The following is a 25600-nucleotide window of genomic DNA, read 5'->3' on the forward strand; positions in this document are numbered from 1 at the left end:
GCATTGAAAGGGCTTTCTAAATCTGGTATTGTGTCCTTATTTAGAAAGCCCTTTTTAATTATTGGTATATGAGCCTAATACGCCTTAATATAAAAGGAATATCTTATAGTCAAACCCAAAACGGCGCCTACGCACTTATTTTAAGTGAAGTGGGCGGGGACAGAAAACTCCCAATCGTTATTGGAGCCTTTGAGGCACAGTCTATAGCCATTGCGCTAGAAAAGGAAATTAAACCTCCGCGCCCTCTTACTCACGATCTATTCAAGAATTTTTGCGACAGATATGCCATCACTATTAAACAAGTGATCATTCACAAATTGGTGGATGGGGTGTTTTATTCGAGCTTAATTTGCGAAAGGGAGAAAGTGGAAGAAGTGATAGATGCCCGTACGAGCGATGCTATTGCCTTGGCTCTGCGCTTTAACGCACCTATTTTTACATACAAGAACATCCTGGATAAAGCAGGAATATTTTTGAAAGGAGAATCCGGATCCTTAACTCCATCTACCGCAAAGGAGCAAGCGCAGGTAGATGATATACTTGCAGAAAATATTGAACCCGAGGGGACAGATTATAAGAAAGTGTCTTTGGTAGAACTTGAAGATCTGCTCACTCAAGCAGTTAAAAATGAAGATTATGAAAAGGCAGCAAGAATTAGGGACGAGATTTCCAAAAGAAAATAAGTAGTTATTTATGAAGAAATACTGGTGTTGCCTGTTCTTTGTTTTATTCGGAATTATTACCGCCCATTCCCAAACAATTTCTAAATCTTGGACTTTTCAGTCGGCAAAAGATACAACTCAAGCCCTGTCTGGATTCAATACAGAAGATAAAATGACCTTGGAAGATGGTCGTTTTACCATTAATTCTGAAGAAGGGGTAAAAGCTCAGGGAGATTATCTATATCAGAACAATCTTTTGGTGTTTTTTTACAATCAACCTACAGGAGATTCCATAAAAAAATTCAGAATAGCAGAATTAACTCAAGAATCCCTACAGTTATCAGATAATTCAAATACCTATACATTTAGTGAAACCCCTTTGTTGATAGAAGAGGTAATCCCTGTAAATACAGATAAACAGATGATTCCTAGTGCGGGAATCTCTTTTAATAGTGTCGCTAGAGGTGTTTTAGGGATGGTTTCCTTATTGCTAATTGCTTTCTTGTTCAGTAGCAGTCGAAGAGCCATTAACTGGAAAACAGTGGCAATAGGATTAGCTGCCCAGTTATTATTGGCTATTGGGGTTCTAAAAATCACATTTGTAAAAAATATATTCGAATTTGTTGGGGGAATTTTCGTGCTGATTCTGGACTTTACAAGAGCAGGAAGTGAGTTTTTACTTGGTGGAATGATGGATGTAGACAGTTTTGGATTCATATTTTTATTTCAGGTATTGCCTACTATTATCTTTTTTTCGGCATTAACTTCTGTATTGTTTTACCTTGGGATTATTCAAATTGTGGTAAAAGGAATGGCTAAGGTTTTAACGAGGATCATGGGAATTTCTGGAGCTGAAAGTTTAAGTGTTGCCGGAAATATTTTTTTGGGACAAACAGAAGCCCCTTTGATGATAAAAGCCTATTTGGAACGCATGAACCGTTCTGAAATGCTGCTGGTCATGATAGGGGGAATGGCTACGGTTGCCGGGGGTGTGCTTGCTGCGTACATAGGCTTTCTTGGAGGTGACGATCCAGAACTCAGGCTTCAATTTGCTAAGCATTTACTCGCAGCCTCTGTAATGGCAGCGCCGGGAGCCATTGTAATTTCTAAAATATTATATCCACAAGTGGAAGCCATTAATACGAATGTTGAGGTTTCTTCAGAAAAAATTGGATCAAATATATTGGATGCCATTGCTAATGGCACCACAGAAGGTTTAAAATTGGCGGCCAATGTTGCAGCGATGTTGTTGGTATTTATCGCATTTATCGCAATGATCAATTACTTGCTTGGATGGCTTGGCGGTATTACTTCACTTAACACTTTAATGGCAGACCATACTCCTTATGATAAGTTCTCGTTAGAATCTATTCTTGGGACTGTATTTGCACCTTTAATGTGGCTTATTGGGGTCGCAAAGGAAGATATGATGCTTATGGGGCAATTGCTTGGAATTAAGCTCGTGGCCAGTGAATTTGTAGGCTATATTCAATTAGCAGATCTTAAGAACCCAATGAATGCACTTAGTCTTAATTACGAAAAATCGGTGATCATGGCTACGTATATGCTTTGTGGATTTGCCAATTTTGCATCCATTGGAATCCAAATAGGGGGGATTGGTTCTCTAGCGCCAGGGCAGCGAAAAGTGCTTTCAGAATTTGGAATGAAAGCTCTTTTGGGAGGAACTATCGCTTCGCTTTTATCTGCTACTATCGCTGGGATGATCATAGGGTAGGCAGCATAATTAAATAAACTCATAGAGGTCAGCAGAAGACTACATACGAATTTTATTGTTGATTTTTAAACAGTTAATACATCTCGTTTTGTCTGTTCGAGATCCGTGATAAAAAAATTATCCAGCGTAGGAAATTGACGTGTTTTTTATATAAGCTGATGGGATGCTGAAACAAGTTCAGCATGACGACAATTCCGTATCGTCACCCTGAACTGGTTTCAGGGTCTTGGATTCACAAATAAATAAAAACACGTCAATGGTAGCGCAGTCGAGAACTTTTTAGCTCAAAAAGGCGGTTTCGACTCCGCTCAACCTGACATTCCTATTACAAATTATAATTTTGATATGGACATAACTACTAATCTCTATAAATTTATTCTTCCAGTAGAAAAAAGTCTTGGTTCTAGTATCGAGAAAATATACTGGTATAAAATCTCACAATAAATAGAGATTGCCGTAAGCTTTGCTTATCGATTTTTATAAGGTAAATCCTATTAATAGACTGGGCAGCGCTAGTTTAAGTAATCTTTTAATACTGAATTAGATATCTTATTAGAATGGATCAATCACAAAAAATAAGAAAATATCAGGGTGAAGATGCTAAATGGCCATACGAGATTCCTTTGACAGGATGGATAGATATTATCAAGCGTAGTTTCCATGAAATGAAAGCCGATAATGTTCAGATCGTTGCTGCAGGAGTTGCTTTCTATTTCTTTTTGTCCATTTTTCCCACTATAATTGCGGCAATCTCAGTGTATAGTTTAGTTCTAGAGCCGGATCAAATTCGAGAGCAGATTTCAAAGTTGAGTCTCATTTTACCAGAGCAGTCCTTTGAAATGATAAAGGATTTTTTAGAACCCATTATTGAGAAGTCTAAAAAAGAATTCGGTTGGGGACTGGCGATAAGTGTGCTGGTGAGTATTTGGAGTGCCAATCAAGGTACAAGTGCTCTCCTGACTTCCGCACTCAATTTTCTTAAAAAACATAAAGCATTGGAATCAATTGTTTTGTTGCCTACTGATACTGGTTGAGGGGGTTAATTTGATTATTACCTTTGATTTATGTTTGTCCGTAAATTAAACTCAAAGAATTCTAAAACCTATATTCAGGCTGTCAAGGACAAAATAGGGCCCCTTGATTTAAACCATGGAAAGAGCACTGTCATCAAGAAAGGGGATCTAAAGCTCATTGTTGCCTACTCTGAACGGGCCAAAAAAGACCGCTACAATCGCGAAAAAGGCCTTAGAAGACTGGAAAAAAATATCCGTAGAGGGAAGCCAACCAAATCCCATATCAATAATAGAGGCTATCACAAATTCCTGAAACTAGAAGGAGGGATAAGTGTGGCTATTGATCATGAGAAGCTCAAACAGGATGCCAAGTGGGACGGGCTTAAAGGGTACTTGGCCAATACCGGCCTATCCAAAGATCAAATCATTGAAAATCACCAACACCTTTGGCAAATGGAATATGCCTTTAGGATTGCCAACACAGATTTAAAGATCCGGTGCATTTACCATAGATTGCAAAGACGCATAGAAGCACATATATGTATATCATTTGTTGCCTATAAAGTATTCAAAGAACTGGAGCGGCAGCTCAAGGCCAAAAAAGGCAAAATAAGTGCGAACGAAGCAATTGAAATTGCTGAGAATGTCATGGAAGTGGAAGTAAAATCACCCCAGAGCGAAAATATCAAGAAAAAAACACTGCTATTAACAGGGGAACAGAAATACTTAAACTCACTTTTTGATTTTGGGTGTTAAAATGCGGAAGTCAGGAGCATAAATCCGGAACATTTATCACAGGATATAAAACCTTTAAACCTGAGTTCGACCTAAGGACTTAGCAGAATAATGCAAGTTGACTACCCACATGAGGTTGTTCTTCAAACTTTATTCCTGGTTTTTTCTCTTGGAAGGAGTAGGCGATCAGGCTGGCCACCAGATTGGTTATAAAATTCCCAAAGCTTCTGTGCCTTGAATGCTCGGCATGGCAAATATTCTTGAGCTGATCGTTTATCGTCCCTATTACCGAACGTTTTCCCAGCAATATCTTGTCCCTCATTGTCATCAGTACGTTTTTCATATTATTGCGTATCCCGGTGACCAGGTGCAGCCCGTCATCAAACAGCATCGCTGCAAGATTCTTTGATATATATCCTTTATCTGCATATAGGCTTCCAAATACCTCCTTCAATATGTTCCCTTCTTTAAGAGGTTCCCTGTCGTCCACATTTCCCTGGGTGATAACGAAATTCAGGATTTCCCCCTTATCGTTCACAATGATATGGAGCTTGAAACCGTGGAACCAGCCAACTGTGGACTTTGCGGTGGTTGCTATCCCCTCAAAGACTTTGTTGGAACCAATGCGCTTGTTCTTGCAGACCCTAACGGGGGTGGAATCGATAAAGGAGATCCCCGTGCACTCTCCCAGGCAACAGGTCTTCATAAATAGAACAAGTGGTAGCATATTGGCCTGCATCAATTCAGTAAAACGATTATAGGAAACAGTATCAGGAAATTCGGCTTTCACATGCTTTTGAACGTAAAAAAGATAAAAGTGTTTGAAGGTCCTGTGTCCACTGAGTTGAAAGATGACCGTAATGGTGAGGATCTCGCCCATCGACATCGTGAAGGTCCTTTTTCTGCGTTTTTTGCCGTCCTCCAGAAGTTTTTGTGTAAAAGCAGGTTCACAAACCTTACAGAACTCATCGATGTCAAAGAAAATTCCAGTAACTTTATCATTAGAAATCATGGCGGGAATTTTAGTTGAATATTTGGTTTTTAGATACTTGAATATACTAGATTTCCGCTTTTCTATTGCCCAAAAAACACAGTAATAAATGATCTTCTTACATCGAACTCAGGTTTTAAATTAAAATTGATTGGAATGCCGTTCCAGATCTCCAAAATTCAGATAGATAATGAGGAAATAGCATTTGAGGCGGTAAAGGTAAATGGGGACAACACCTTAATTGTGGACAAAGATTTCACTGAGTTGCACATAATGGAATAGTGCTGATTTAACTCTTGAATGTTTTAAATCAAGAATTCCTCTTCAAGTTTGCTCGGCGGGCTTTATTGGTTCAATTCAATTTGGGATTTTTACTAAATTATGAAGGGGAGTTATTACAGTATTGGTTATAAACTTTAGGACTGTTCTATTTAGTTTTTAAAAGTTAGCATAAACGTAGTTCCAATATTCACTTTACTGGTTACTGCTATTTTACCGCCTAAACTTTCCAGATGGCTTTTAACCAGATAAAGTCCTATTCCTTTGCTATCGCTATTGTCATGAAAACTTTGGTGCAGTTCAAAGATAGACCCTCCCACTTTTTCCATATCAAAACCAATTCCGTTATCTGAAAACCGCAATTGAACCCCATTACTCACCTTTATTGTCTTTACAGAAATCTCTGGGCATACTCTAGGATTGGAATATTTAATTGAATTAGATATAAGGTTGAGCAGAATACTCTGTAAGTAAAAAGAGCTAAAACTCACCTCTGGAGCTTCAGAGAAATCTACATTGATTTTAGTATTCGATTTTTGGATCAAGGTATTTATCGAATTAACAACCACATTAAGGGTGTTTTCTAAATTCAAATCTTCCAACTGGATATTTATTTTTTTCTCCTGACTAACGGCATCTACATATTTATTTAGCGTATTCTTCATCTGTATAGTAGAAGAATTTAGCAATTCTATATATTCCAGGGTTTGTTCATCATCGATCTTAGAAAGGTCCAGCAAGTTGAAAATAGACAGAAGGTTGTTGACTGGGGATCTTAGATCATGAGAGGTGGAATAAGTGAATTTTTTAAGATCGGCATTTAATTTGGCAAGATCTATCAGCAATAAATTTCGCTCCTCTTCCAGTTTTTTAACATGAGTGATATCCTTTGCTATGGCATATATTAACTGGCTTTCAGGTTCAGAGACCGAAGTCCACGAGAGCCATATAATTTCACCATTTTTTGTGAGATACCTGTTCTCAAAACTTAATACAGGATTTTTCTCTTTAAGGTTATCCCTGAAGCGGCTTGTGTTTAATTTATCTTCGCTATAAATAAAATTGCTGACAGGACTATTGATTAGTTCATCCATACTATATCCAAGCAAATTGGAAAAAGCTGGATTCACTTTCTTTAAAATTCCATTGTAATCTGCAATACAAACAACATTTGGCGTTAAATTAAAAAACTGCTCAAGGTTAAAGTGTATTTCAGTTTCTAGATTTGAATTGATCGGGTTGCTAGCACTTGGCATAAGTAGGAAAATTATAATTTAACTTAATACATAGCAAGTTAATTTAATTATTGATTTGGGCAATACATTGAGGAGCAACCTATTTATTGGTCTCAAAAAGTAGTTAAAACTATGCACTTTAGTACATTTCGCTTTAGCTTCTAAAAAGACCTATCTTTGGGTTTATGCCAGATCAGAGAACAAATGGCCATAGCGTTTCAAGATTAACTGCCTATATAGTTTGGAGTACCAAGTACCGCTACGATGTTCTAGGGGATATTCAAATACGGTGCAGGACGTTGTTGCTAGAGATATGTGAATCGGAAGATGTATTGATATTGAAAGGGGTAGTTTCACAAGACCACGTTCACATGCATGTAGAATATCGCCCATCACTATCGATGAGCACTCTTGTAAAGCGAATGAAAGGACGCAGTTCACGAAAGCTACAGCAGGAATTCCCAGAGTTAAAAAAACGATATTGGGGCAGGCATTTTTGGGGGATAGGCTATGGGTGCTGGAGCACTGGGAATATTACAGATGAGATGGTCAATGAATATTTGGAGCACCATCGAAAACCCAACGATGGGGATGGCACCAATTTTATAATTGAGAAATAGCCGCATGTGTGACTTTAGTCACGAGCCGAAACTATGGACTTGTAGTCCATAGTGGTTCATTGACCACGATCATAGTGATGCTGGTGGCATTCCAGAGGTGACCACAAATAGGATGCTGAGCAGGTTGTTTTTGTGTTGAATTTCTACTGAAGCAAAGCTTCATCAAAAATTCAACACGTTAAAATTTTATAAGAATGAAATAAGAGAAATTTAAATATTAAATTTGAGAGAGAGAGAAGATTATTGCTTTTCATAGGAACCCATGTTGTAAACTGGAAAAACTCCAGCAATATTGTTTTGACAACCTAAACCAACTAGCTCAATTTTTATTTTAATTGGAGATTTACATAAAATTTCACAGTCGTTTAGAAGGTATTTTTCAGAACTACTTTAAAAATAATCATTCTCTTTAATTACAATTTTCAGCTCCAAAGAGGAGTCGGTTTTTCTAGATAAATATTCTTACATTTTTAATTTTTCCTTTTCGCTATTCCAATTTTTTTAGTTGTTCAAGTGCTTGCTCATTTTCAGGGTTTAGTTCTAAACTTTTTTTGTAATTTTTAATTGCTTCCTCATTCTGTCCTGCCTGTACCTGAAAGTCCGCTAAAAAACTATAAGGATACCATTGGTCAGGGTATGCTTGAACCATAAGTTTTAAAAGGTCAATTGCTTTATCAGTCTGACCTTGTGTTGCATACTTTTCCGCATACTCGAAAGTATTTCTATCAATAATGTTATTACCAAGTTCAGTAAGTTTTTTACTCGCCTTCTCAAAACCTTGTTCATTGTAGGTTTTTATAACTTGTTCTGTATTTAAAAACTGTTCTATTTCTGGTGTGTTACCAAAAAACACTTTTCTAATATGCGTTCTCACTTGAGCCCAACCATCATTAGGACTTCTGTTAGACATTGTAATAATGATTAGAGGTTCTCCAACTACCATATCTAATTCTCCCGAAATTCCAGGTGCTCCGCCATTGTGTCCATATATTTTGGTTCCATTTAAATCTCTCAAACTCATTCCATATCCGTAATTATTGTTAAAATTGTTCGTAATCATTGATGAAAATGACTCTTTATTTACAAGTTCAGAATTTTGAAAGGCAAGTGCGAATTTTTGTAAATCTTCGACGGTTGAATTGCCACCACCTGCCGAACTTAACAAAGGTCCTGTAGATGGCATATTTGCTGGTGTGAATACGTTTTTGGTCAAATAGGCACTATAGTTTTTACCTGTAATTTTTTCTATGATTAGACCTAAAACAATATAACCTGCATTGCTGTATCTCATTCTTTCTCCGGGTTTAAATTCTAATGGGTCATTTATAAAAAAAGGTAAAAAGTCTGCTAAATTTTTAATAGAATCTTTGTTTTCATCGAATTCAGGACTGAAAAAATCTCCTAAACCTGATGTATGGGTCAACAATTGTTGAATGGTAATACTTTTAGCTTCGTCATTTGGGTAATCAGGTAATAGCTCTCCAATTGTTTTGTCAAGTGTAATTTTATCTTTTTCATTTAATTGCATTATTGAAACTGCCGTGAACATTTTCCCCATTGAAGCCAAATCATATTTTGTGTTTAGCGCATTAGTTTCTTTGTTTGATTCATTAAATCCGTAGGCTTTTTGGATTAATATGTTTTTACCGTCTGCAATTAAAATTGTTCCATTAAAATTTTTTCCCAACTCGGTGCTATCTAAAAGCACTTTTACTTCTTTTACTTTTTCTGAATATTTGGAATTTGTATTGACTGTTGTTTTACAGGAATATAAAATCCCAACACATAGAAATGCAATGATTATGTTTTTCATTTTGATGTATTTAAAATTATTTTATTTAGTGTATTTAAAAGGTCTTCTTTTTCTTGTTCGTTTAAGTTTTCCGAAGCTGTTTCTCTATTTTTCTTTATTATTGGAAGGGCTAATTCCAAAATTTGTTTACCCTTATTAGTTAATTTCAAATTTTTTTTTCTTCGGTCTTCTTTATTTTCTTCACGAAGTAAGAATTCTCTTTTTACCAAGAGTTCTGTCATACGAGTTATAGAAGCAACATCCTTAAATAAGAGTTCTGCTAATTTCACTTGGCTTGTATTAGGTCTTTGGTCTATTTGAATCAATAGTAGAATTTGGTTGATAGTTATAGAGTAGCCGAGTTCATTTAAATTGTTTTGCGCCATTGTTCGATATTGCTTAATGGTTTTTTCTATTTGGTAGAAAATAGTGTTTTCTGGATTTTGAAAGTTTTTCATATAACTAATTGATGTAAATATTATTGATATATCAAATATATGAATAAATTTTTATATGTAATTTCTTTTGAAGTTTTAAGTCAGAAAAACAGTCGCTCAATTTATCAATTTTCTGTACTTATATTTTTTTTGGTCTCTTTTTATTCTTTGGGGATATCTCGGATCAAATTGGGTTCTTCGTCACTTTTGGTGAAAAAATCATTAATTATTTACACGATCTAATCGAGTGGGACATACCCTTTTCCGTTTTGGGACTCCAGCCCAATCTTTTCAAGTAATTTATATATAGTTGTGGCTGTAAATTCGGTTTTATATTCTTTATTGATCCATTTTAAAAGTAAAGGCCCTGTCCATCGCTTGGATGTGTACCCATATTCAGATGGAGCGGTATTCAAAATAGTCTGCCGAATATGATCTAATTCTTTTTTGTTTAAGCTAGCTTTTCTACCACGCCCCACTTTGTCTTTGAGCCCTTCTATTCCCTGATGTTTAAATCTATGTACCCAGTTTAGCACCTGTTTAAAGCTTACCTGATAGATATCGGCCACCTCTCTGCTGGATTTTCCCTGGTGGATCAGGTAAACCATTTGCAACCTTAGAGCTACTCTATATTCTTGTCTGCTTTTGAGAATATTTTTGATCTCTTGAGGGTTTAATTCTTTCGGGTCTAACGTGTTTTTTGCCATTATTTTTCTTCTAAAAGAATATAAATATACACATTAATTGTATAATTTAATAGGGTGTTTTTAAACTATGTACTATGCTTTCCTGCAAATTAAAAATTAATCAAATTGCTGTATTCCATACTGATACAAAAATCATTTTCTCTATTCTTCCAAAACAAAAGCGCAGTAGCTGCCCTTTATGTAACAAATATGGCAATCGTATTCATAGTCATTATGTTCGAAGTTTAGCAGATCTTCCAATATCAGGAAAATTGGTACAATTACAGCTCAGGGCAAGAAAGTTTTTCTGCCGTAATAAAAGCTGTCCGCGAAAAATATTTACAGAACGCTTTAGCCAGGATATTCTGCCTTATGCAAGGCGCTTATGCCGTTCCATTGATGTGCTGCGTAGCATAGGCCTGGAAGTAGGTGGAAACAAAGGGGCATTGATTAGTCGTATTGCAGGTAACCCGGTGAGTTCCTCGACCATCTTGCGCCTAATTCAACAGTTGGAAATAGAAGGGACAACTACTACTTCTGGAGTCATAGGAGTGGATGATTGGGCATTTAAGAAAGGAAGGAACTATGGGACCATCATTGTAGATCTTGAACGTAAGAAGGTTGTCGACTTATTACCGGATAGAGAAGCAGATACGTTGAAGCAGTGGCTTCTAAAGCATCCAGAAATTCATACAGTATCACGGGATCGCGCCAGTGCCTATTCGAAGGGAACTAAAGAAGGTACCAAAGAGGCCATCGAGGTAGCTGACAGATATCACCTCCATGTAAACCTTAGGGATGCTTTTAAAAGGGTACTTCACAAGCACAGTACAACTTTGAAAGCGGCCTTTATAGCTTTTAGCCGTCCGGGCAATAGAGAACCTCTATTGGAAGAAGAAAAGGCTCGTTCACTGCCAACACCTAAATGTACATCAAACTCACAGCGACAAATGAAATTTGAAAAGGCAAAGGAACTTCATCAGCAAGGATATAGGATAAAAACAATTGCCAAAATGCTTCAAGCCGGCCCCCGAACCATCGGGAAGTACATTCAGCATGACGAATTCCCGAAACGACAAGCGCCTGTACTACAAGTAACTATGACTAATTTTCATGAGTTCAGGGAATACCTTTCGAAATTTTACGGGAAACAGGACTATCCAACCTTATACAAAAATATCCGCGATAAAGGGTTTAATGGGAAGTATACCCAATTTTGCAGTAATATGAATCAGTTTATTAAGCCTGACTCTGACAATATTTTTTTGCCAAAATTATCACCAATAAAAACCTGGTCAACCTCGAAGATTTCCTTTATGGTATTACAGCCAGAAGACCGATTAAAAAAGACGGATCAGGCTTTTCTGAAATTCCTGTATAACAAAGCGCCGGAAATTAAAGCCGCCGTAGAAATGGCCGTGCAATTTAAAAGCCTCTTCAAAAATAAAGAGGAAGGACCATTAGAAAGTTGGTTAACCCGCGCACTGCAACCTGAATCAGAATTACGGAGTTTTGCCCGAGGGGTCAAACACGATTATAGTGCCATAAATCAAGTGGTAATATCAGTCATAAGTAATGGGCAGGTGGAAGGACAGGTCAATAAATTGAAAAATATCAAACGAATGATGTATGGCAGAGCCAACTTTCCGCTTCTAAAGAAAATGGTATTACATGAAAGTATGGTTCACCAAAAGTGACGAAGAACCCCATTACTCCGAAATAGCCAGAATATGTTACTTTATGGCATATTCTTTGTCTTTAATCTTTTATTAAAACAATACATGAAAAATTACATACTTTTTATTTCATTTTTATTTTTAACAAAAAATGTTGTTTCACAAAACTATGTACTTGATTTAAATAACAAAAAACCTATTGAATCTGTACATATTTTATATAATAATAATGGTTTAATTACTAATGAAGATGGTTACTTTGAGATTCCTAAAGAAAAAAACATAGATAGTATATTTCTATCTCATTTGTCATTTAAACCAAAATGGATAATCTTTTCAGATATCAAAAAGAATGATACAATTTATTTACAAGAATCTCCAATAATCTTAGACGAAGTTGTTTTGAAAAAGTTTAAAGTAAGAGATACAATTTTAAAAGCTATTTATAATATTGATAAAAATTATCTTAATGCCCCTCATAATTCATTTGGTTTTTACAGGCAGTCTTTGAAAGAAGATTCAAAAGGTATTGAAATGGTTGAAGTTGATTTTATTAGTTATATTGAAAATAAAAATTCAGTATATTCTACAAAAATCACCAATGCAAGACGTACAAAAAATTATTCTAAAATTGAATTTAATACCATTGGAGGCGTTTTTACTGTAATTGAAAAAGGTGATTTTGTTAAACAGCAATCTTATTTTTTAAATCCTAACAATGTCAATAATTATTCATATATATACGAAGGTCAAATTAAGTACCAAGGGCTTGAAATTTATAAAATACGGTTTTTTCCTAAAAATAAAGATGACCTAAAATTTATAAGAAAAGGGGAATTATACATTGATACGAAATCGTTAGCCTTTGTTGAGATTAATTACAGTGTTGATGAAGCAAAGTTAAATACTATTATGAAGCTAGAACTAAAAAATGCTAAAATCAATAATCGTAAGCCTTTTTTCATATTAAAAAACCTTAATAATATAATTAGATACAAGTTAACAGATGACAACAAATGGGCTTTATCCTCAATTGAAGCAAAGAGCAATAAAACTGGTAGCTTTAAAGATTTAAGCCATACATATACTTTAAATGCTAAACTTGTAATAAATCATATTAAAACAAATAATGTGAATCCTTTTAAGACTAACTATAATCTTTCTAAAGATTTCAGTAAAGCAGTTAGAAGGTTTGATAATTTAGATGATTGGGGAAATAATTTCAAACTTTCTTTATCAAATGATGAAAAAAGAATTTTAAACGATATCTATGAAAAAAAGAAGAACAATTAGCCTTTTATTTTTTTTAGTTATCATTAATAGTTTTGTTTTTGCTCAAAAAGGTAAACCAAGTATAATGATTGACACTACTTTAGTGCAATTTATTGGCGACTCTACTTTAACAAATTTCATTTTTAATTTTAAACTATCTAAAACTGTTGATTTTAATCCATTTGAATATACACGAAATATGAAAGAGCAACTGAAATCGTATAACCTTGTTATTTATGGTACTGATGAGATTATAAATGGTAAAGCTTTTTTTACACCAAAGTACTTAGGTAAATCGTTTTTTAAAGATTGGTATGTTGTTTATCAAAATGATTTAAAAAAATATTTACCCAAGCCACCTGACTTATTAAATAGGCAATAACACACCTATATAACTAATACTTTGATGATAAAAACTAATCCAAACTACTGTGAAATAACAAAAGGGAAAGACGAATTAATAAAATGTATTAAACTTGCCATATCTTCTTATTTAAAATCAAAATCTTATCCTATAAAAGTTATTGAAGAAATTGTAAATGAAAAATTTATATCTTCTAATCCAAGTTATTATTTATACTACCCATATTTATTTAATGATTATTTTCAGGTTAAAAACAAAGAAACTTTAAACTTATTGTCAATATCAGGTATTCTATACTACAAGGCAATAATTTTAATTGATGATATTTTTGACAATAAAGATAGTAAATACAAATTTCAAAAGTTTTTTATAGCTAATATCTGTCAAGAGGAGACTATCAAAATTTTGAGTTCTTTATTTTCTGCAAACTCAGATTTTTGGAAAACGTGGAATGTTAGAAAATTTGAATATGCTAAAGCATATAGACTTGATAAAAATCTAAAAAGTATTCAGAATTTTAGTGAGTTTGTGGTTTTAGCTGACTACAAAAGTGCTTTTGGTAAAATTGCTATTGATTGCCTTTTTTATTTGTCAAATAAAAAAGAGAAAACTATGTACAAGGCTCTCTTAGAGTCACATAATCTTTTTTATGCGGGCTTTCGGATTATGGATGACATAATAGACTACACGGAGGATGTGAAAAATGGGCAATTTAATATTTCAAAATAGTACTCATGCCTTAATTTGAGTTGTTAAATAAGTCCAGTTGTTCTTTGTCATTTTGATTTGTTTGATATTCGGTTAAGATTTCGTTTAAAGGAGTTTTATCGAATACTGAGGTTCCTAATATTTGCACGATTTGATAAATTGAGAGGTTGCTTTTCATTTCATGTTTCGCACGCGCCACAATAAGATAGGTGCATATGGCAACCCAGATGTGGATATTGACTGCGTTTTCGGACTGTCCCCATAATTTTTTTTTATGGTTAAGTTCTGTTTTATCCATTTGAAGAAAGTCTCTATTTGCCATCTGTTACGGTAAAGTTTGGCTATTTCTAGAGCTGGTACTTCATGGTTATTAGACAGAAAAGTAAGCAGGATATCGTTTTGATCATCGTAATATTCAACCAGTCGTAGCGGGTCGGGATAAAGTTTACTTGATTTATTCCCAGCTAAAAGGATCGTCTTATCGCTTTTCAGTCCAAATCTCAGATCGATGTTGTAATTATTTTCAATAAAAGTATAATCCATCGTAGTCTTTGCTTTGGAAACGAAAAAGGCACCCATTTCCTGCATGTGATACAACGCAGCGAAATCTATATATGCTTTATCCATCAGGTAAATTGCTCCAGTTACAGGAACCAATACATCCAATAGGTTGCTGTCGTGATATTTACCATCGGTAATCATTGCAAAAGAGGGAATACTAGCTCTAAGGTCCAATAATGTGTGCGTTTTTATAGCACCACGAGAATATTTTCCTGGAGCCCAACTAAAAAGTTTCAAGCTCAACGAGATTGTTGTTGAATCCAATGCAAATACCTCATTTTTAAGATCGATATTGGGAATTGGGAAATCAGCGTACATTGGCCTGACTTGGTCTATCAAATACTGACCGAAGTCTGCAAATATCCTCCAATCCCTGCGTTCATTGGCCCGTGATATACTGGATTGATTAACTCGTTCTTTGATCCCGAGATGGTACAGCTTGTTTTGATGGGCTTTCAGGCAAGTACAAATATCACGTAACGAGTTTCGGGAAGTTAGCTGACCAAAAAATAATTGAATAAATGGGTTCCAACAATTGAACTCTCTTGTTCCGTGGTCTCCATTGTATTTAGAAACGCACTTTTCAAACTCGTAGCGGTTGATAAACTGCAATAGTTAAGCAAAAATATAGTTCCCTGTATTCATTAGCTTGCCTTAAAAAAGGGCAAAGCTACAGATCAATTCAAATCAAAAAATCAAAAAACGTATATAAGTATTTTATTATCAGTTAATTGTGAGTTTTTTAAAAAAATCAACGCATCACTGGTATTTTGTACATTAAGAACAGCATCCTAAATATCATGAAAAAAAATATTCTAATTGCTTATATAGTAGCCATGAGTTGCTTTAATTTTAACAGCTTTGCACAGCAGGAAAAGAAGATAGACTCTTTATTGAACCTTTTAATGAAAACTTGACAAAAGATGCAGATTCAGCCTTTTTTTTGCAAATAAAGCCTACGATATTTGTAGTTCAATAAAAAATATTCAATTAGAAGGTCAGGCTCGTGTGGCTATGGCTTCGGCGAAATTAATCCAAGGTGAATATACAACTTCTGAAAGATTACTAAATCTTAATCTTCTAGATAGTAATTCTTTAAGCGATAAAACATTGGGTAACACACTTAAATATTTGGGTTATACTCTTTATAATAAAAAAAACTATGCAAAGTCAAGTCAAATTTTTCTGAAATCGATCTTTTATTATAAAAAATTAAAGACAGTGTCAGTATAGGTAGAATATACAACGGGTTAGGAATGATTCAATTTAATGTACCATTCTGGGGGAAAATCCCTCGCCTTTAGGCGAAGACTTTAGTTTTATATATTTGCCGTATGCAAAACCATCGGAAAACCTCGCATACCACTTATGATTGTAAGTACCACATAGTTTGGATAACCCAGTATAGGAAAAAAGTTTTAGGAGGTGAGGTTGGAAAGCGTGTTCGAGAGCTTTTGCGGGAGATATGCAAGAGCAATGATGTTGAGATTTTGAAAGGACATGTTTCCAATGACCATGTACATCTTTTTGTTTCCGTTCCCCCACATTTGGCGATATCCAAACTGGTACAATATCTCAAGGGTAAAAGTTCTTATAAGTTGATGCAGGAGAACAAGCAAATCTCCCGTTTGTTTTAGCGCAGGCATCTTTGGGCAAGAGGGTATTTTGTAGCCGCGTCTGGAAATATAACTGATGAAGTTATAATGGAGTATATCACAAATCAAGATAACGATGAGAAAGAGGGTGGGGATTTCACAATCGTTGAGTAGCTCTAGTCGCCTTCAGGCGAAATCAAACCCATCGGTTTTAGCCGATACTAGTTAAATAACCAATCAGTGTTAGGCAATGGCTTTGGAGAAATCCAAAGCCATTGCTTTTTAAGAAAAATTTGTAACTTGAGGTTAAAGGTTCTATAAAAAATACCGGCAACTAAGGGATTGATTTAATTTTATAAATTCTAATCTAAAGTAATGCTTATGACAACTTATTTTAATAAATCGGAAATCGAAAATTCTATTAAAGATTTAGCCACCATCCAATTAAAAGAATGCGTGGAATGTGAAAAGCTATCTGAAGATTTTATAGATCTTATTAAATATAATTTTTCAGCTAAATACGTGTCTTTTGATACTTCTAAAAAACTGATTGAAATTGGCGTAGAAGATACCGAAGGGAAAACATCTCATTATCCCGTGATAAATGTGCTGTCGTACCCGGTTTCAGAATCTAAAAATAAGTGGCTGGACAACTCCTTTAAAAATAAAATGAACGATTTGGTTTTTTATGGAAGATTAATCAATAGAAAAAAATATAGTCATAGAAATGCAGAGGTTGTGGTAATGTAATTCAGCATTATAAACACTAAAGCAAAGTAACGTCATCCTGAATTTATTTCAGGATCCCTAATTTCCGATAATTAAGGTGTTAGAAGCTGAAACAAGTTCAACTTGACGAAGTTCGGGCACTTTAGTCAGGCTCTAGTTTCGCGATTAACTAATAATATCTTCCACGATCATCTTTGCATGGATCCTGGAATTCTCTATAAACCATTTATAGGTTTCCATCCCTCCACAAATAACGCCAGCTAGATATATCCCGGGAACATTGGTTTCCATGGTTTTAGGATTATAAGTGGGAATCCTTTTGCCATCTTGAGAAAGACAGATGCCCATACTCTTCAAAAAATCAAAATTTGGACGATAGCCGGTAAGTAAGACCACAAAATCGTTTTCTATTCTTTCGTGTCCGTTCTGAGTATTAACAAGAACATCCTTTTCAGTAACTTCCAATAATTCCGAAGAGAAATACGCCTTAACACTGCCCTCTTCAATTCTATTTATAATATCGGGGCGAACCCAATATTTTACGCGTTCTCCTATTGCTTCATCGCGGATTACCATGGTAACATCCCCACCTTTACGATAAATTTCCAAAGCGGCATCTACTGCCGAATTACTTGCTCCAACTACAACTGTTTTTTGTGTGGCGTAAAAATGCGGATCGTTATAATAATGTGTGACTTTTGGTAGGTCTTCTCCTGGTATGTTTAAATAATTAGGAATGTCATAAAATCCGGTGGCTACAATTACGTTTCTTGCGGTATACTCAGCTTTGGTGGTAATTATCTTATGACGTTTGTTCTCTATAGTTTCTACAGAATTTACTTTTTCAAATAGATTAATGTTTAATCCATTGGAAGTGGCAATGCGTCTATAATATTCCAAAGCCTCAGCTTTGTGTGGCTTTGGATTGTTGCTTATAAAAGGGATATTGTCCAATTCCAATTTTTCTGAAGTGGAGAAAAATGTCATATTGGTAGGGTAGTGGTAAAGAGAATTCACCAAACATCCTTTCTCTAAAATAACATAGCTTAGCCTATGTTTCTTTGCTTCCAGCGCGCAGGCGATCCCAATTGGACCTCCTCCAATTATAACGATGTCTAATTCTTTATGAATTTGCAATTTCCTTAAGTCCTTTAATGGTTTCTATCTGATTGGAAGCCTTGAAAACATAGCTTCCCGCTACTAAAACATCTGCTCCTGCATTTACCAATGCTTCCGCATTTTTATTGGTAACCCCCCCGTCTATCTCTATTAATGTATCTGCACCGTGTTTTTTAATTAGTTCCTTCAGCTTTTTTACCTTGGAATAGGTGTTCTCAATAAAACTCTGTCCCCCAAATCCTGGATTCACGCTCATAACACATACTAAGTCAATATCATTTATAGCATCTTCCAATAGCGCCACATTGGTATGCGGATTTAATGCTACTCCTGCCTTCATTCCTTCGGCCTTTATAGCTTGAAGGGTTCTGTGTAAATGATTGCAGGCTTCGTAATGTACGGTTAAGATATTGGCTCCCAGAGAAGCGAATTCTTTAATATATCTATCTGGATCTACGATCATTAAATGAACATCGATCGTTTTTTTTGCATGTTTTGCAATGTCACGCAAAACGGGCATTCCAAAAGAAATATTTGGAACAAACACTCCATCCATGATATCTATGTGAAACCAATCTGCTTCACTGGTGTTTATCATTTCTACATCCCGTTGTAAATTGGCAAAATCGGCTGCTAAAACAGATGGAGCAATATGTATATTTTTCATAAGTATTTGTAGGTGTTATTCTACAAAAATAACAAGATTATATCGATTTGATACCTTCTGCGAATTTATTTAAAATATAACGTACAGAACTTTGAATTTTAGGATTCAGTTTATCAATATGGGAGAAATATAATGCTATGTTTTCAGAGGGAAATCGAGAATTTAGAGAAATGAAGTTTGATTGATACATATCGAACTTTGGGAGAGAGACCTCTTTTTCAAAGATCACCATGACATTTTGATGTCTTTTATCGGTTTTCACCCTAGAAAAAAGTGATTCTAATAATTCCTTTTTGCCTTCGAGAACCTGGAAAAAGTTGCCATCTGAATATAACAAGATTCCTGTAATACCGTTTTCATTATTGCGGTTTCTGCTATAATTTAAAACCTGCTGTATCTTTTCTTCTGTAAGACTTGGATTAACGCTACTAACATAGCTAATGGCATATTGCATAATTTGGGTTTTTAGGTCAAGGAAAGTAAATTAATAAAAAGGATTTAAATACCACCTAATTGGAAATCTAGTGTATAAGTTATACAGTATTACTAGAAATCATAAAATGAAAAGACCCCGGTCATCACTCCGGGGTCATTCATCAATCAAAAAACGAACAGTTATCCCGATAAAGTACCGGGATGTACTGTTGTCATCTTTAAGGGAATATTATCCCAAGTATGTTTTCAAGATCTTGCTTCTAGAAGTATGTTTCAATCTTCTAATCGCTTTTTCTTTTATTTGTCTAACCCGCTCACGTGTAAGATCAAAAGTTTCCCCTATTTCTTCCAAGGTCATTGGGTGCTGATCTCCTAGTCCAAAATACAAACGAATCACATCTGCTTCACGCGGAGTAAGGGTTTCCAAGGCACGTTCTATCTCCGTTCTAAGGGATTCATGTAATAATTCCCTGTCTGGATTTGGGGATTCCCCAGAACGCAATACATCATACAGGTTAGAATCTTCTCCTTCCACCAATGGTGCATCCATAGATACATGGCGACCAGAATTCTTCATGGATTCCTTTACGTCATTAATGGTCATATCCAATTCCTTTGCAATTTCCTCGGCACTTGGTGGGCGCTCATGAGATTGTTCGAGAAATGCAAATGTTTTATTGATCTTGTTAATAGAGCCAATCTTGTTCAAGGGTAAACGCACAATACGGGATTGCTCTGCCAATGCTTGCAAGATAGATTGCCTAATCCACCATACAGCATAGGAGATAAATTTAAAACCACGGGTTTCATCAAAACGTTTCGCAGCTTTAATCAATCCTAAATTTCCTTCATTTATAAGATCTGGAAGTGTTAATCCCTGATTTTGATATTGTTTTGCTACCGAAACAACAAAACGTAAATTCGCCTTTGTTAATTTCTCTAGCGCACGGTCATCGCCTGCTTTAATTTTTTGTGCCAATTCCACCTCTTCTTCAGCAGTAATTAGGTCTACTTTACCAATTTCTTGCAAATACTTATCTAGCGAAGCGGTTTCTCTATTAGTTACCTGCTTCGTAATTTTAAGTTGTCTCATCTATCGTCTCCCTGGATTTTTAATTATGAATAGCTCTTGTATTAGGTTATACGTAAGGATTCCTAAAAATGTTACAAAAGACTTGCCAATTGTTTTTTGGGCGTTTCCCCTCAATCCATAAAAATGGATTTCGCGGTCGGGCTTTTTGCGCCAAGTCCTCGCTCTCCCGAAGCCTCGGGATCGCTGCGGGCTTTTTGCTGCAATCCCTAACGCAAGCAAATCATTTTAAAATCAGCACAAAAAAAAGAGGCCGATTTTTAGATCGACCTCTTTAAAACTATAAATTATTGTAGATTAGTCCCTGTTTTCTCTAGGTTTTCTATCATCGCGACCTCTGTTGTCACGAGAACCACGATTGTCCCTAGATCCTCGGTTATCACGACCTCTATCGCTATTTTCCCTTGGCTTGGGTGCAACATAACCTTCTGGCTTGTCCATCAAGGCCTTACGAGAAACTTTGTCTTTGCGTGTACGTTTGTCTAGGCCAAAGTATTTTACATCAAATACATCGCCCATGTTTACCACATCGCTTACGTTTTCGGTACGTTCCCAAGCTAGCTCAGATACGTGTAATAATACTTCGTTTCCTGGTGCATCCAAATATTCTACAACAGCACCAAAATCCAACATTTTGATTACTTTTACTTTATATACAGATCCTACTTCTGGCTTAAACGTGATAGAATCAATCTTCGCTAATACAGCATCAATTCCTTCTTGTCCTGTTCCCAAGATTTCAACAATTCCTTCTTCGGTTACTGGATCTTCGTTAATAACGATAGTAGTTCCAGTTTCTTTTTGAAGTTCTTGAATTACTTTTCCTCCTGGTCCAATTAACGCACCAATAAATTCATTTTTAATACGAACGGAAACCATTTTTGGAGCATATTCCTTCACATCCTCTCTAGGTGTAGCGATCGTGTCAGTAATTTTCTCAAGAATGTGTAAACGACCATCTCTTGCTTGCTTTAATGCACTCACAAGAATCTCGTAACGTAAACCTTTCACTTTAATATCCATCTGGCAAGCGGTAATACCATCTGCCGTTCCAGTTACTTTAAAATCCATATCACCCAAGTGATCTTCATCCCCAAGAATATCAGATAATACTGCATATTTTCCAGATTCAGCATCAGAAATTAATCCCATTGCAATCCCAGAAACCGGCTTTTTCATCTGGATCCCTGCATCCATCATTGCCATTGTTCCAGCACAAACAGTTGCCATAGAAGAAGAACCGTTGGATTCCAAAACTTCAGAAACCACACGTACCGTGTAAGGACAATCATCTGGTACCATTCCTTTTAATCCACGTTGGGCCAAGTTACCGTGACCAACTTCTCTACGGGATGTTCCACGAATAGGTCTTGCTTCACCTGTACAAAAAGGAGGGAAGTTGTAGTGAAGGTAGAAATTCTCTTCTCCTTCATGAGATGGCATGTCTATTTTATTTGAATCTCTGGAAGTTCCTAAAGTTACTGTTGCCAATGCCTGGGTTTCTCCACGTGTGAAGATTGCAGATCCGTGTACAGAAGGTAAATAATCAATCTCACACCAGATAGGACGGATGTCCACAGTTTGACGGCCATCAAGACGAAGTCCTTCATTTAACGTTAAATCCCTAATCGCAGCTTTTTCTGCGCTACGGTAATATTTAGAAACCAAACCACCATAATCTTCCATCTCTTCTTCAGAGAAAGTTGCTTTGATATCTTCTTTAATTTGGCTGAAAGCAGCACTACGTTCGTGCTTGGCAGAACCAGCTTTTGCAATAGCATATACTTTATCATAAGCCATATCATGAACCTTCTTCTTAAGATCTTCATCTTCTCTTTCTGCCGGGTACTCACGTACTTCTTTTCTTCCAACAGCATCAGCTAATCTTAATTGAGCAGCACATTGTATTTTAATATGCTCGTGTGCAAACTTGATGGCATCTGCCATTTCTTCTTCCGAAATCTCATCCATTTCACCTTCAACCATCATCACAGAATCTGCAGAGGCACCAATCATCATATCGATGTCTGATTCTTCTAATTGTGTTCTTGTTGGGTTAATAATGAATTCACCATTAATACGTCCTACCCTGGCTTCGGAGATAGCACATTCAAATGGGAAATCAGATAATTGGATTGCCGCAGAGGCGGCAAGACCTGCCATGGCATCTGGCATCACATCCTCATCATGGGACATCAACTGGATCATCACCTGAGTTTCAGAGTGGTAATCTTTAGGGAATAATGGGCGTAAAACACGATCCACTAAACGCATTGTTAAAACTTCACCGTCACTAGGACGTGCTTCCCTTTTAAAGAAGCCACCTGGGTAACGTCCTGCTGCTGCAAATTTTTCACGGTAATCTACCGTTAATGGCAAGAAATCCAGATCCTTTTGTTCGTAGTTGGAAACGACGGTACAAAGCATCATGCATTTTCCAGACTGAACCACTACGGATCCGTGTGCCTGTTTTGCTAATTTTCCGGTTTCGATAGAAATTTCCCTACCGTCCCCAAGATCGATAACCTCTTTAAAAACTTTTGGTATCATATTGTTTTTTTTTTCAATTCCAATTTACATTCATGCAAATTGTATGTTATACAATGGTCTTCGTCTTTCTGGACGAACAAGTTGTGTTGTTGTGTGGTTGTTGTGTGACCAATGAAAAACTACTCTTCGATTTTGCTAAGAGTAAAATTTTAATAATTCTAAAGACAGTGAGAAGTTGTATTAATATGAATAAAAAAGGGAGCATAAAGCTCCCTTGAAAATTATTTTCTTAATCCTAATTCTTTTACGATAGCACGGTATCTTAAGATATCTTTCTTCATTAAATAATCAAGCAGATTTCTTCTTTTTCCTACCAATCTTACAAGAGATCGCTCAGTGTTGTAATCTTTACGATTTGTTTTTAAATGTCCAGAAAGGTGTGAAATACGTTGTGTGAACAATGCGATTTGACCTTCTGCGGATCCAGTGTTAGTTGCACTTTTTCCGTGTTTTTTAAAAAGCTCTTGCTTTTCTTCCTTAGTTAAATACATTCCAATATTAATTTTAATGATTTTTATGTATAGACAGTATTTCTGTCAAGGCGCAAATATACTATATTATTCTTAAAATACTTATATGTTGATTCTTTTATTGTTCAGTTAAACAAAATTGCGAAATAATCAAGTATTAATCCCTAACCGGCTGATTTAAAATTAAGTCCAAATACAAATTCACCTTATCTTTTAACTCAGATCTTGGAGTTATAAAGTCCAAAAATCCATGATCTTTTAAGAATTCTGCGGTCTGAAAATCCTTGGGTAGATCTTGCCCCGTTGTGTCTTTTACAACCCTTGGTCCAGCGAAACCAATAAGAGCCCCAGGTTCAGAAATGTTAATATCTCCCAACATTGCGAAAGATGCAGTGGTTCCTCCCGTAGTAGGATCTGTACATAATGAGATATAAGGAATATTGGCATCGGCCAACTGAGCCAGTTTCGCAGATGTTTTTGCCATTTGCATCAAGGATAAAGCGGCCTCCATCATTCTGGCACCTCCAGATTTAGAGATGATCATAAACGGAAGATTGTTTTTTAATGCATGATCTGCAGCCCTGGCAATTTTCTCGCCTACAACAGAACCCATGGACCCTCCTATAAAACTAAAGTCCATACAGGCAATTACCAGTTCTTTTCCTTTAGACATTCCAACTGCCGTTCTTACAGCATCTTTTAATCCTGTTTTTTCTTGTGCAGCTTTTAACCTGTCGGTATATTTTTTAGTATCAACAAAACCAAGCGAATCTTTAGAATCTATATTCTTGTCCAGTTCTTGGAACTTATTATAATCAAAAAGAATTTTAAAATATTCTTTGCTCCCAATTCTTACATGATACCCATCTTCTGGGCTTACATAAAAATTTTTCTCTAATTGTTCTGCATCTATGATCTTCCCGGTGGGAGACTTGTACCATAATCCTTTTGGTACATCCTTCTTGTCTTCAGTGGCAGTTTGAATCCCTTTTTGTGTTCTTTTAAACCAAGCCATAATTTATATTATAATTAAAAAACTGAAATAATTAATTATTTCAGTTTCTGTTATATTAAAGTGTATTTATGTTATTAAGGTCTTCGAATGCCTTGGTAAGCCTATTCTTAAATGTAATCTCCCCTGAGCGTACCCATACCCTAGGATCGTAATATTTCTTATTGGGAACTTCTGCACCGTCAGGATTTCCAATTTGGGATTTTAAATACTCTTTTTTCTCCCCCATATAATCACGAATTCCTTCGGCATAAGCATATTGAAGGTCGGTATCGATATTCATTTTAATAACGCCATATCCAATCGCTTCCCTAATTTCTTCAATACTGGAACCACTTCCTCCGTGAAAAACGAAATCGATATGATTGTCTCCCAATCCATGCTTTTTGCTTAAATATTCTTGAGAATTCTTAAGGATCTTTGGTGTAAGTTTTACGTTTCCTGGTTTGTAAACTCCATGTACATTTCCAAAAGCCGCGGCAATTGTAAATTGGTCGCTTACTTTGCTCAACTCTTCAAAAGCATATGCTACTTCTTCTGGTTGCGTGTATAATTTAGAGTCATCTACGTCGGTATTATCTACCCCATCTTCTTCACCGCCAGTTATTCCCAGTTCGATTTCCAAAGTCATTCCCATTTTGCTCATTCGCTCAAGATACGTTTTACATATCTCGATATTCTCTTCTAATGATTCTTCAGAAAGATCTATCATATGGGAGCTATATAATGGCTTCCCGTGTTCTTTGTAAAATTTCTCCCCGGCATCTAAAAGACCATCTATCCAAGGAAGCAATTTTTTAGCACAATGATCTGTGTGCAAGATCACGGCAGCGCCATAAACTTTTGCAAGTTCGTGAATGTGCAAAGCTCCAGCAACCCCACCAGCTATGGCAGCCTGCTGATTTTTGTTAGAAAGTCCTTTTCCAGCATTAAACTGTGCGCCTCCATTTGAGAACTGAATAATAACTGGGGAATTTAATTCTGCCGCAGTTTCCAAAACCGCATTTACGGTACTAGACCCAATTACGTTAACGGCCGGAAGTGCGAAACCTTTATTTTTAGCATATTTAAAAATTTCTTGAACTTCTTTGCCTGTTGCAACTCCTGCTTTTATATTATGACTCATGTTGGTTGATTTAAATTACAATTCACAAAAATAAGAAAATA

25 protein-coding genes and 1 pseudogene are annotated in these 25600 nt (G+C 35.8%); 12 read left to right on the forward strand and 14 right to left on the reverse strand.

The window, feature by feature from the left end; translation table 11 throughout:
• Positions 1-68 precede the first annotated feature (68 nt).
• The 4 genes from JM83_RS11295 (at position 69) to JM83_RS11310 (ending at position 4166) form a co-directional block, all read left to right on the forward strand.
• A complete protein-coding gene (locus JM83_RS11295; protein WP_144962154.1) occupies positions 69-683 on the forward strand; it encodes a bifunctional nuclease family protein in 615 nt (204 codons plus the stop codon).
• Positions 684-693: 10 nt separating this feature from the next.
• Positions 694-2397, forward strand: coding sequence for a NupC/NupG family nucleoside CNT transporter (locus JM83_RS11300; protein ID WP_144962155.1), 1704 nt, complete (start codon positions 694-696; stop codon positions 2395-2397).
• A gap of 557 nt (positions 2398-2954) precedes the next feature.
• Positions 2955-3431, forward strand: a complete 477-nt coding sequence (locus JM83_RS11305) for a YihY/virulence factor BrkB family protein (protein ID WP_261376446.1) — start codon at positions 2955-2957, stop codon at positions 3429-3431.
• Positions 3432-3461: 30 nt separating this feature from the next.
• Positions 3462-4166: a hypothetical protein gene (locus JM83_RS11310; RefSeq protein ID WP_144962156.1), complete on the forward strand. Its 705-nt coding sequence runs from the start codon at positions 3462-3464 to the stop codon at positions 4164-4166.
• A gap of 79 nt (positions 4167-4245) precedes the next feature.
• Here the strand turns inward: JM83_RS11310 and JM83_RS11315 are convergent, their stop codons facing one another.
• On the reverse strand, positions 4246-5157 hold the full coding sequence (locus JM83_RS11315) for an IS982 family transposase (RefSeq protein WP_144962157.1): 912 nt from the start codon (positions 5155-5157) through the stop codon (positions 4246-4248).
• A gap of 135 nt (positions 5158-5292) precedes the next feature.
• Between JM83_RS11315 and JM83_RS19470 the strand changes: the two genes are divergently transcribed.
• A complete protein-coding gene (locus tag JM83_RS19470; protein WP_261376447.1) occupies positions 5293-5418 on the forward strand; it encodes a hypothetical protein in 126 nt (41 codons plus the stop codon).
• Between the two features lie 149 nt (positions 5419-5567).
• Here the strand turns inward: JM83_RS19470 and JM83_RS11320 are convergent, their stop codons facing one another.
• A complete protein-coding gene (locus tag JM83_RS11320; RefSeq protein WP_144962158.1) occupies positions 5568-6671 on the reverse strand; it encodes a PAS domain-containing sensor histidine kinase in 1104 nt (367 codons plus the stop codon).
• Between the two features lie 164 nt (positions 6672-6835).
• Between JM83_RS11320 and tnpA (JM83_RS11325) the strand changes: the two genes are divergently transcribed.
• Positions 6836-7270, forward strand: a complete 435-nt coding sequence (gene tnpA, locus JM83_RS11325; protein WP_144962160.1) for an IS200/IS605 family transposase — start codon at positions 6836-6838, stop codon at positions 7268-7270.
• 487 nt (positions 7271-7757) lie between these two features.
• Here tnpA (JM83_RS11325) and JM83_RS11330 read toward each other — a convergent pair whose 3' ends face one another.
• From JM83_RS11330 to JM83_RS11340, 3 genes are all read right to left on the reverse strand, one after another.
• A complete protein-coding gene (locus JM83_RS11330) occupies positions 7758-9083 on the reverse strand; it encodes a serine hydrolase domain-containing protein (protein ID WP_144962162.1) in 1326 nt (441 codons plus the stop codon).
• Complete coding sequence (locus JM83_RS11335; RefSeq protein WP_144962164.1) at positions 9080-9520, reverse strand: MarR family winged helix-turn-helix transcriptional regulator; 441 nt, start codon at positions 9518-9520, stop codon at positions 9080-9082. The genes JM83_RS11330 and JM83_RS11335 overlap by 4 nt, the downstream gene beginning before the upstream one ends.
• Positions 9521-9738: 218 nt before the next feature.
• Positions 9739-10206, reverse strand: coding sequence for a helix-turn-helix domain-containing protein (locus JM83_RS11340; RefSeq protein ID WP_144958285.1), 468 nt, complete (start codon positions 10204-10206; stop codon positions 9739-9741).
• Positions 10207-10280: 74 nt separating this feature from the next.
• Between JM83_RS11340 and JM83_RS11345 the strand changes: the two genes are divergently transcribed.
• The 4 genes from JM83_RS11345 (at position 10281) to JM83_RS11360 (ending at position 14226) form a co-directional block, all read left to right on the forward strand.
• Entirely contained in the window at positions 10281-11882 is a 1602-nt protein-coding gene (locus JM83_RS11345; RefSeq protein WP_144962166.1) for an ISL3 family transposase, read from the forward strand.
• An 84-nt stretch (positions 11883-11966) separates the two neighbouring features.
• Positions 11967-13154: a carboxypeptidase-like regulatory domain-containing protein gene (locus tag JM83_RS11350; protein ID WP_144962168.1), complete on the forward strand. Its 1188-nt coding sequence runs from the start codon at positions 11967-11969 to the stop codon at positions 13152-13154.
• A complete protein-coding gene (locus tag JM83_RS11355) occupies positions 13132-13515 on the forward strand; it encodes a hypothetical protein (RefSeq protein WP_144962170.1) in 384 nt (127 codons plus the stop codon). Before JM83_RS11350 ends, JM83_RS11355 begins: the two co-directional genes overlap by 23 nt.
• Before the next feature lie 24 nt (positions 13516-13539).
• Entirely contained in the window at positions 13540-14226 is a 687-nt protein-coding gene (locus tag JM83_RS11360; RefSeq protein WP_144962172.1) for a hypothetical protein, read from the forward strand.
• A 153-nt stretch (positions 14227-14379) separates the two neighbouring features.
• On the opposite strand, the gene JM83_RS11365 is transcribed toward JM83_RS11360, so the two are convergent.
• Complete coding sequence (locus JM83_RS11365; protein ID WP_261376448.1) at positions 14380-15378, reverse strand: IS4 family transposase; 999 nt, start codon at positions 15376-15378, stop codon at positions 14380-14382.
• Positions 15379-16100: 722 nt separating this feature from the next.
• On the opposite strand from JM83_RS11365, the pseudogene tnpA (JM83_RS11370) reads away from it, so the two are divergent.
• Both tnpA (JM83_RS11370) and JM83_RS11375 read left to right on the forward strand, forming a co-directional pair.
• Positions 16101-16535, forward strand: a pseudogene (tnpA, locus tag JM83_RS11370) (IS200/IS605 family transposase).
• Positions 16536-16742: 207 nt separating this feature from the next.
• Positions 16743-17111 (forward strand): hypothetical protein, encoded by a 369-nt coding sequence (locus JM83_RS11375; RefSeq protein WP_144962174.1) that lies wholly within the window; start codon positions 16743-16745, stop codon positions 17109-17111.
• A 144-nt stretch (positions 17112-17255) separates the two neighbouring features.
• On the opposite strand, the gene JM83_RS11380 is transcribed toward JM83_RS11375, so the two are convergent.
• The 8 genes from JM83_RS11380 to fbaA all read right to left on the reverse strand — a co-directional run bounded on the left by JM83_RS11380 (position 17256) and on the right by fbaA (position 25559).
• Positions 17256-18227, reverse strand: a complete 972-nt coding sequence (locus JM83_RS11380; RefSeq protein WP_144962176.1) for a YpdA family putative bacillithiol disulfide reductase — start codon at positions 18225-18227, stop codon at positions 17256-17258.
• A complete protein-coding gene (gene rpe, locus JM83_RS11385; protein WP_144962178.1) occupies positions 18214-18876 on the reverse strand; it encodes a ribulose-phosphate 3-epimerase in 663 nt (220 codons plus the stop codon). The genes JM83_RS11380 and rpe overlap by 14 nt, the downstream gene beginning before the upstream one ends.
• A 37-nt stretch (positions 18877-18913) precedes the next feature.
• Positions 18914-19330: a BLUF domain-containing protein gene (locus JM83_RS11390; RefSeq protein WP_144962180.1), complete on the reverse strand. Its 417-nt coding sequence runs from the start codon at positions 19328-19330 to the stop codon at positions 18914-18916.
• Between the two features lie 210 nt (positions 19331-19540).
• Positions 19541-20404, reverse strand: coding sequence for an RNA polymerase sigma factor RpoD/SigA (locus tag JM83_RS11395; protein ID WP_010230640.1), 864 nt, complete (start codon positions 20402-20404; stop codon positions 19541-19543).
• Between the two features lie 294 nt (positions 20405-20698).
• Positions 20699-22951 (reverse strand): polyribonucleotide nucleotidyltransferase, encoded by a 2253-nt coding sequence (locus JM83_RS11400; RefSeq protein WP_144962182.1) that lies wholly within the window; start codon positions 22949-22951, stop codon positions 20699-20701.
• A gap of 221 nt (positions 22952-23172) precedes the next feature.
• Positions 23173-23442 carry a 30S ribosomal protein S15 gene (gene rpsO, locus JM83_RS11405; RefSeq protein ID WP_144962184.1) on the reverse strand — a complete coding sequence of 90 codons (270 nt, stop codon included), beginning with the start codon at positions 23440-23442 and terminating at the stop codon, positions 23173-23175.
• Positions 23443-23578: 136 nt separating this feature from the next.
• A complete protein-coding gene (gene accD / locus JM83_RS11410; RefSeq protein ID WP_144962186.1) occupies positions 23579-24436 on the reverse strand; it encodes an acetyl-CoA carboxylase, carboxyltransferase subunit beta in 858 nt (285 codons plus the stop codon).
• A gap of 55 nt (positions 24437-24491) precedes the next feature.
• Entirely contained in the window at positions 24492-25559 is a 1068-nt protein-coding gene (fbaA, locus tag JM83_RS11415) for a class II fructose-bisphosphate aldolase (RefSeq protein ID WP_144962187.1), read from the reverse strand.
• Positions 25560-25600: the final 41 nt, after the last annotated feature.

The organism is Gillisia sp. Hel_I_86, assembly GCF_007827275.1.
Lineage (GTDB): Bacteria > Bacteroidota > Bacteroidia > Flavobacteriales > Flavobacteriaceae > Gillisia.

Coding starts and splice junctions, on each gene's coding strand:
- JM83_RS11355 (WP_144962170.1), top strand. CDS start 13,132: ATGAAAAAAAGAAGAACAATTAGCCTTTTATTTTTTTTAGTTATCATT.
- fbaA (WP_144962187.1), bottom strand. CDS start 25,559: ATGAGTCATAATATAAAAGCAGGAGTTGCAACAGGCAAAGAAGTTCAA.
- JM83_RS11305 (WP_261376446.1), top strand. CDS start 2,955: ATGGATCAATCACAAAAAATAAGAAAATATCAGGGTGAAGATGCTAAA.
- JM83_RS11350 (WP_144962168.1), top strand. CDS start 11,967: ATGAAAAATTACATACTTTTTATTTCATTTTTATTTTTAACAAAAAAT.
- JM83_RS11295 (WP_144962154.1), top strand. CDS start 69: ATGAGCCTAATACGCCTTAATATAAAAGGAATATCTTATAGTCAAACC.
- JM83_RS11310 (WP_144962156.1), top strand. CDS start 3,462: ATGTTTGTCCGTAAATTAAACTCAAAGAATTCTAAAACCTATATTCAG.
- JM83_RS11345 (WP_144962166.1), top strand. CDS start 10,281: ATGCTTTCCTGCAAATTAAAAATTAATCAAATTGCTGTATTCCATACT.
- JM83_RS11335 (WP_144962164.1), bottom strand. CDS start 9,520: ATGAAAAACTTTCAAAATCCAGAAAACACTATTTTCTACCAAATAGAA.
- JM83_RS11340 (WP_144958285.1), bottom strand. CDS start 10,206: ATGGCAAAAAACACGTTAGACCCGAAAGAATTAAACCCTCAAGAGATC.
- tnpA (WP_144962160.1), top strand. CDS start 6,836: ATGCCAGATCAGAGAACAAATGGCCATAGCGTTTCAAGATTAACTGCC.
- accD (WP_144962186.1), bottom strand. CDS start 24,436: ATGGCTTGGTTTAAAAGAACACAAAAAGGGATTCAAACTGCCACTGAA.
- JM83_RS11330 (WP_144962162.1), bottom strand. CDS start 9,083: ATGAAAAACATAATCATTGCATTTCTATGTGTTGGGATTTTATATTCC.
- JM83_RS11395 (WP_010230640.1), bottom strand. CDS start 20,404: ATGAGACAACTTAAAATTACGAAGCAGGTAACTAATAGAGAAACCGCT.
- rpsO (WP_144962184.1), bottom strand. CDS start 23,442: ATGTATTTAACTAAGGAAGAAAAGCAAGAGCTTTTTAAAAAACACGGA.
- JM83_RS11360 (WP_144962172.1), top strand. CDS start 13,540: ATGATAAAAACTAATCCAAACTACTGTGAAATAACAAAAGGGAAAGAC.
- JM83_RS11400 (WP_144962182.1), bottom strand. CDS start 22,951: ATGATACCAAAAGTTTTTAAAGAGGTTATCGATCTTGGGGACGGTAGG.
- JM83_RS19470 (WP_261376447.1), top strand. CDS start 5,293: ATGCCGTTCCAGATCTCCAAAATTCAGATAGATAATGAGGAAATAGCA.
- JM83_RS11320 (WP_144962158.1), bottom strand. CDS start 6,671: ATGCCAAGTGCTAGCAACCCGATCAATTCAAATCTAGAAACTGAAATA.
- JM83_RS11300 (WP_144962155.1), top strand. CDS start 694: ATGAAGAAATACTGGTGTTGCCTGTTCTTTGTTTTATTCGGAATTATT.
- JM83_RS11375 (WP_144962174.1), top strand. CDS start 16,743: ATGACAACTTATTTTAATAAATCGGAAATCGAAAATTCTATTAAAGAT.
- rpe (WP_144962178.1), bottom strand. CDS start 18,876: ATGAAAAATATACATATTGCTCCATCTGTTTTAGCAGCCGATTTTGCC.
- JM83_RS11315 (WP_144962157.1), bottom strand. CDS start 5,157: ATGATTTCTAATGATAAAGTTACTGGAATTTTCTTTGACATCGATGAG.
- JM83_RS11390 (WP_144962180.1), bottom strand. CDS start 19,330: ATGCAATATGCCATTAGCTATGTTAGTAGCGTTAATCCAAGTCTTACA.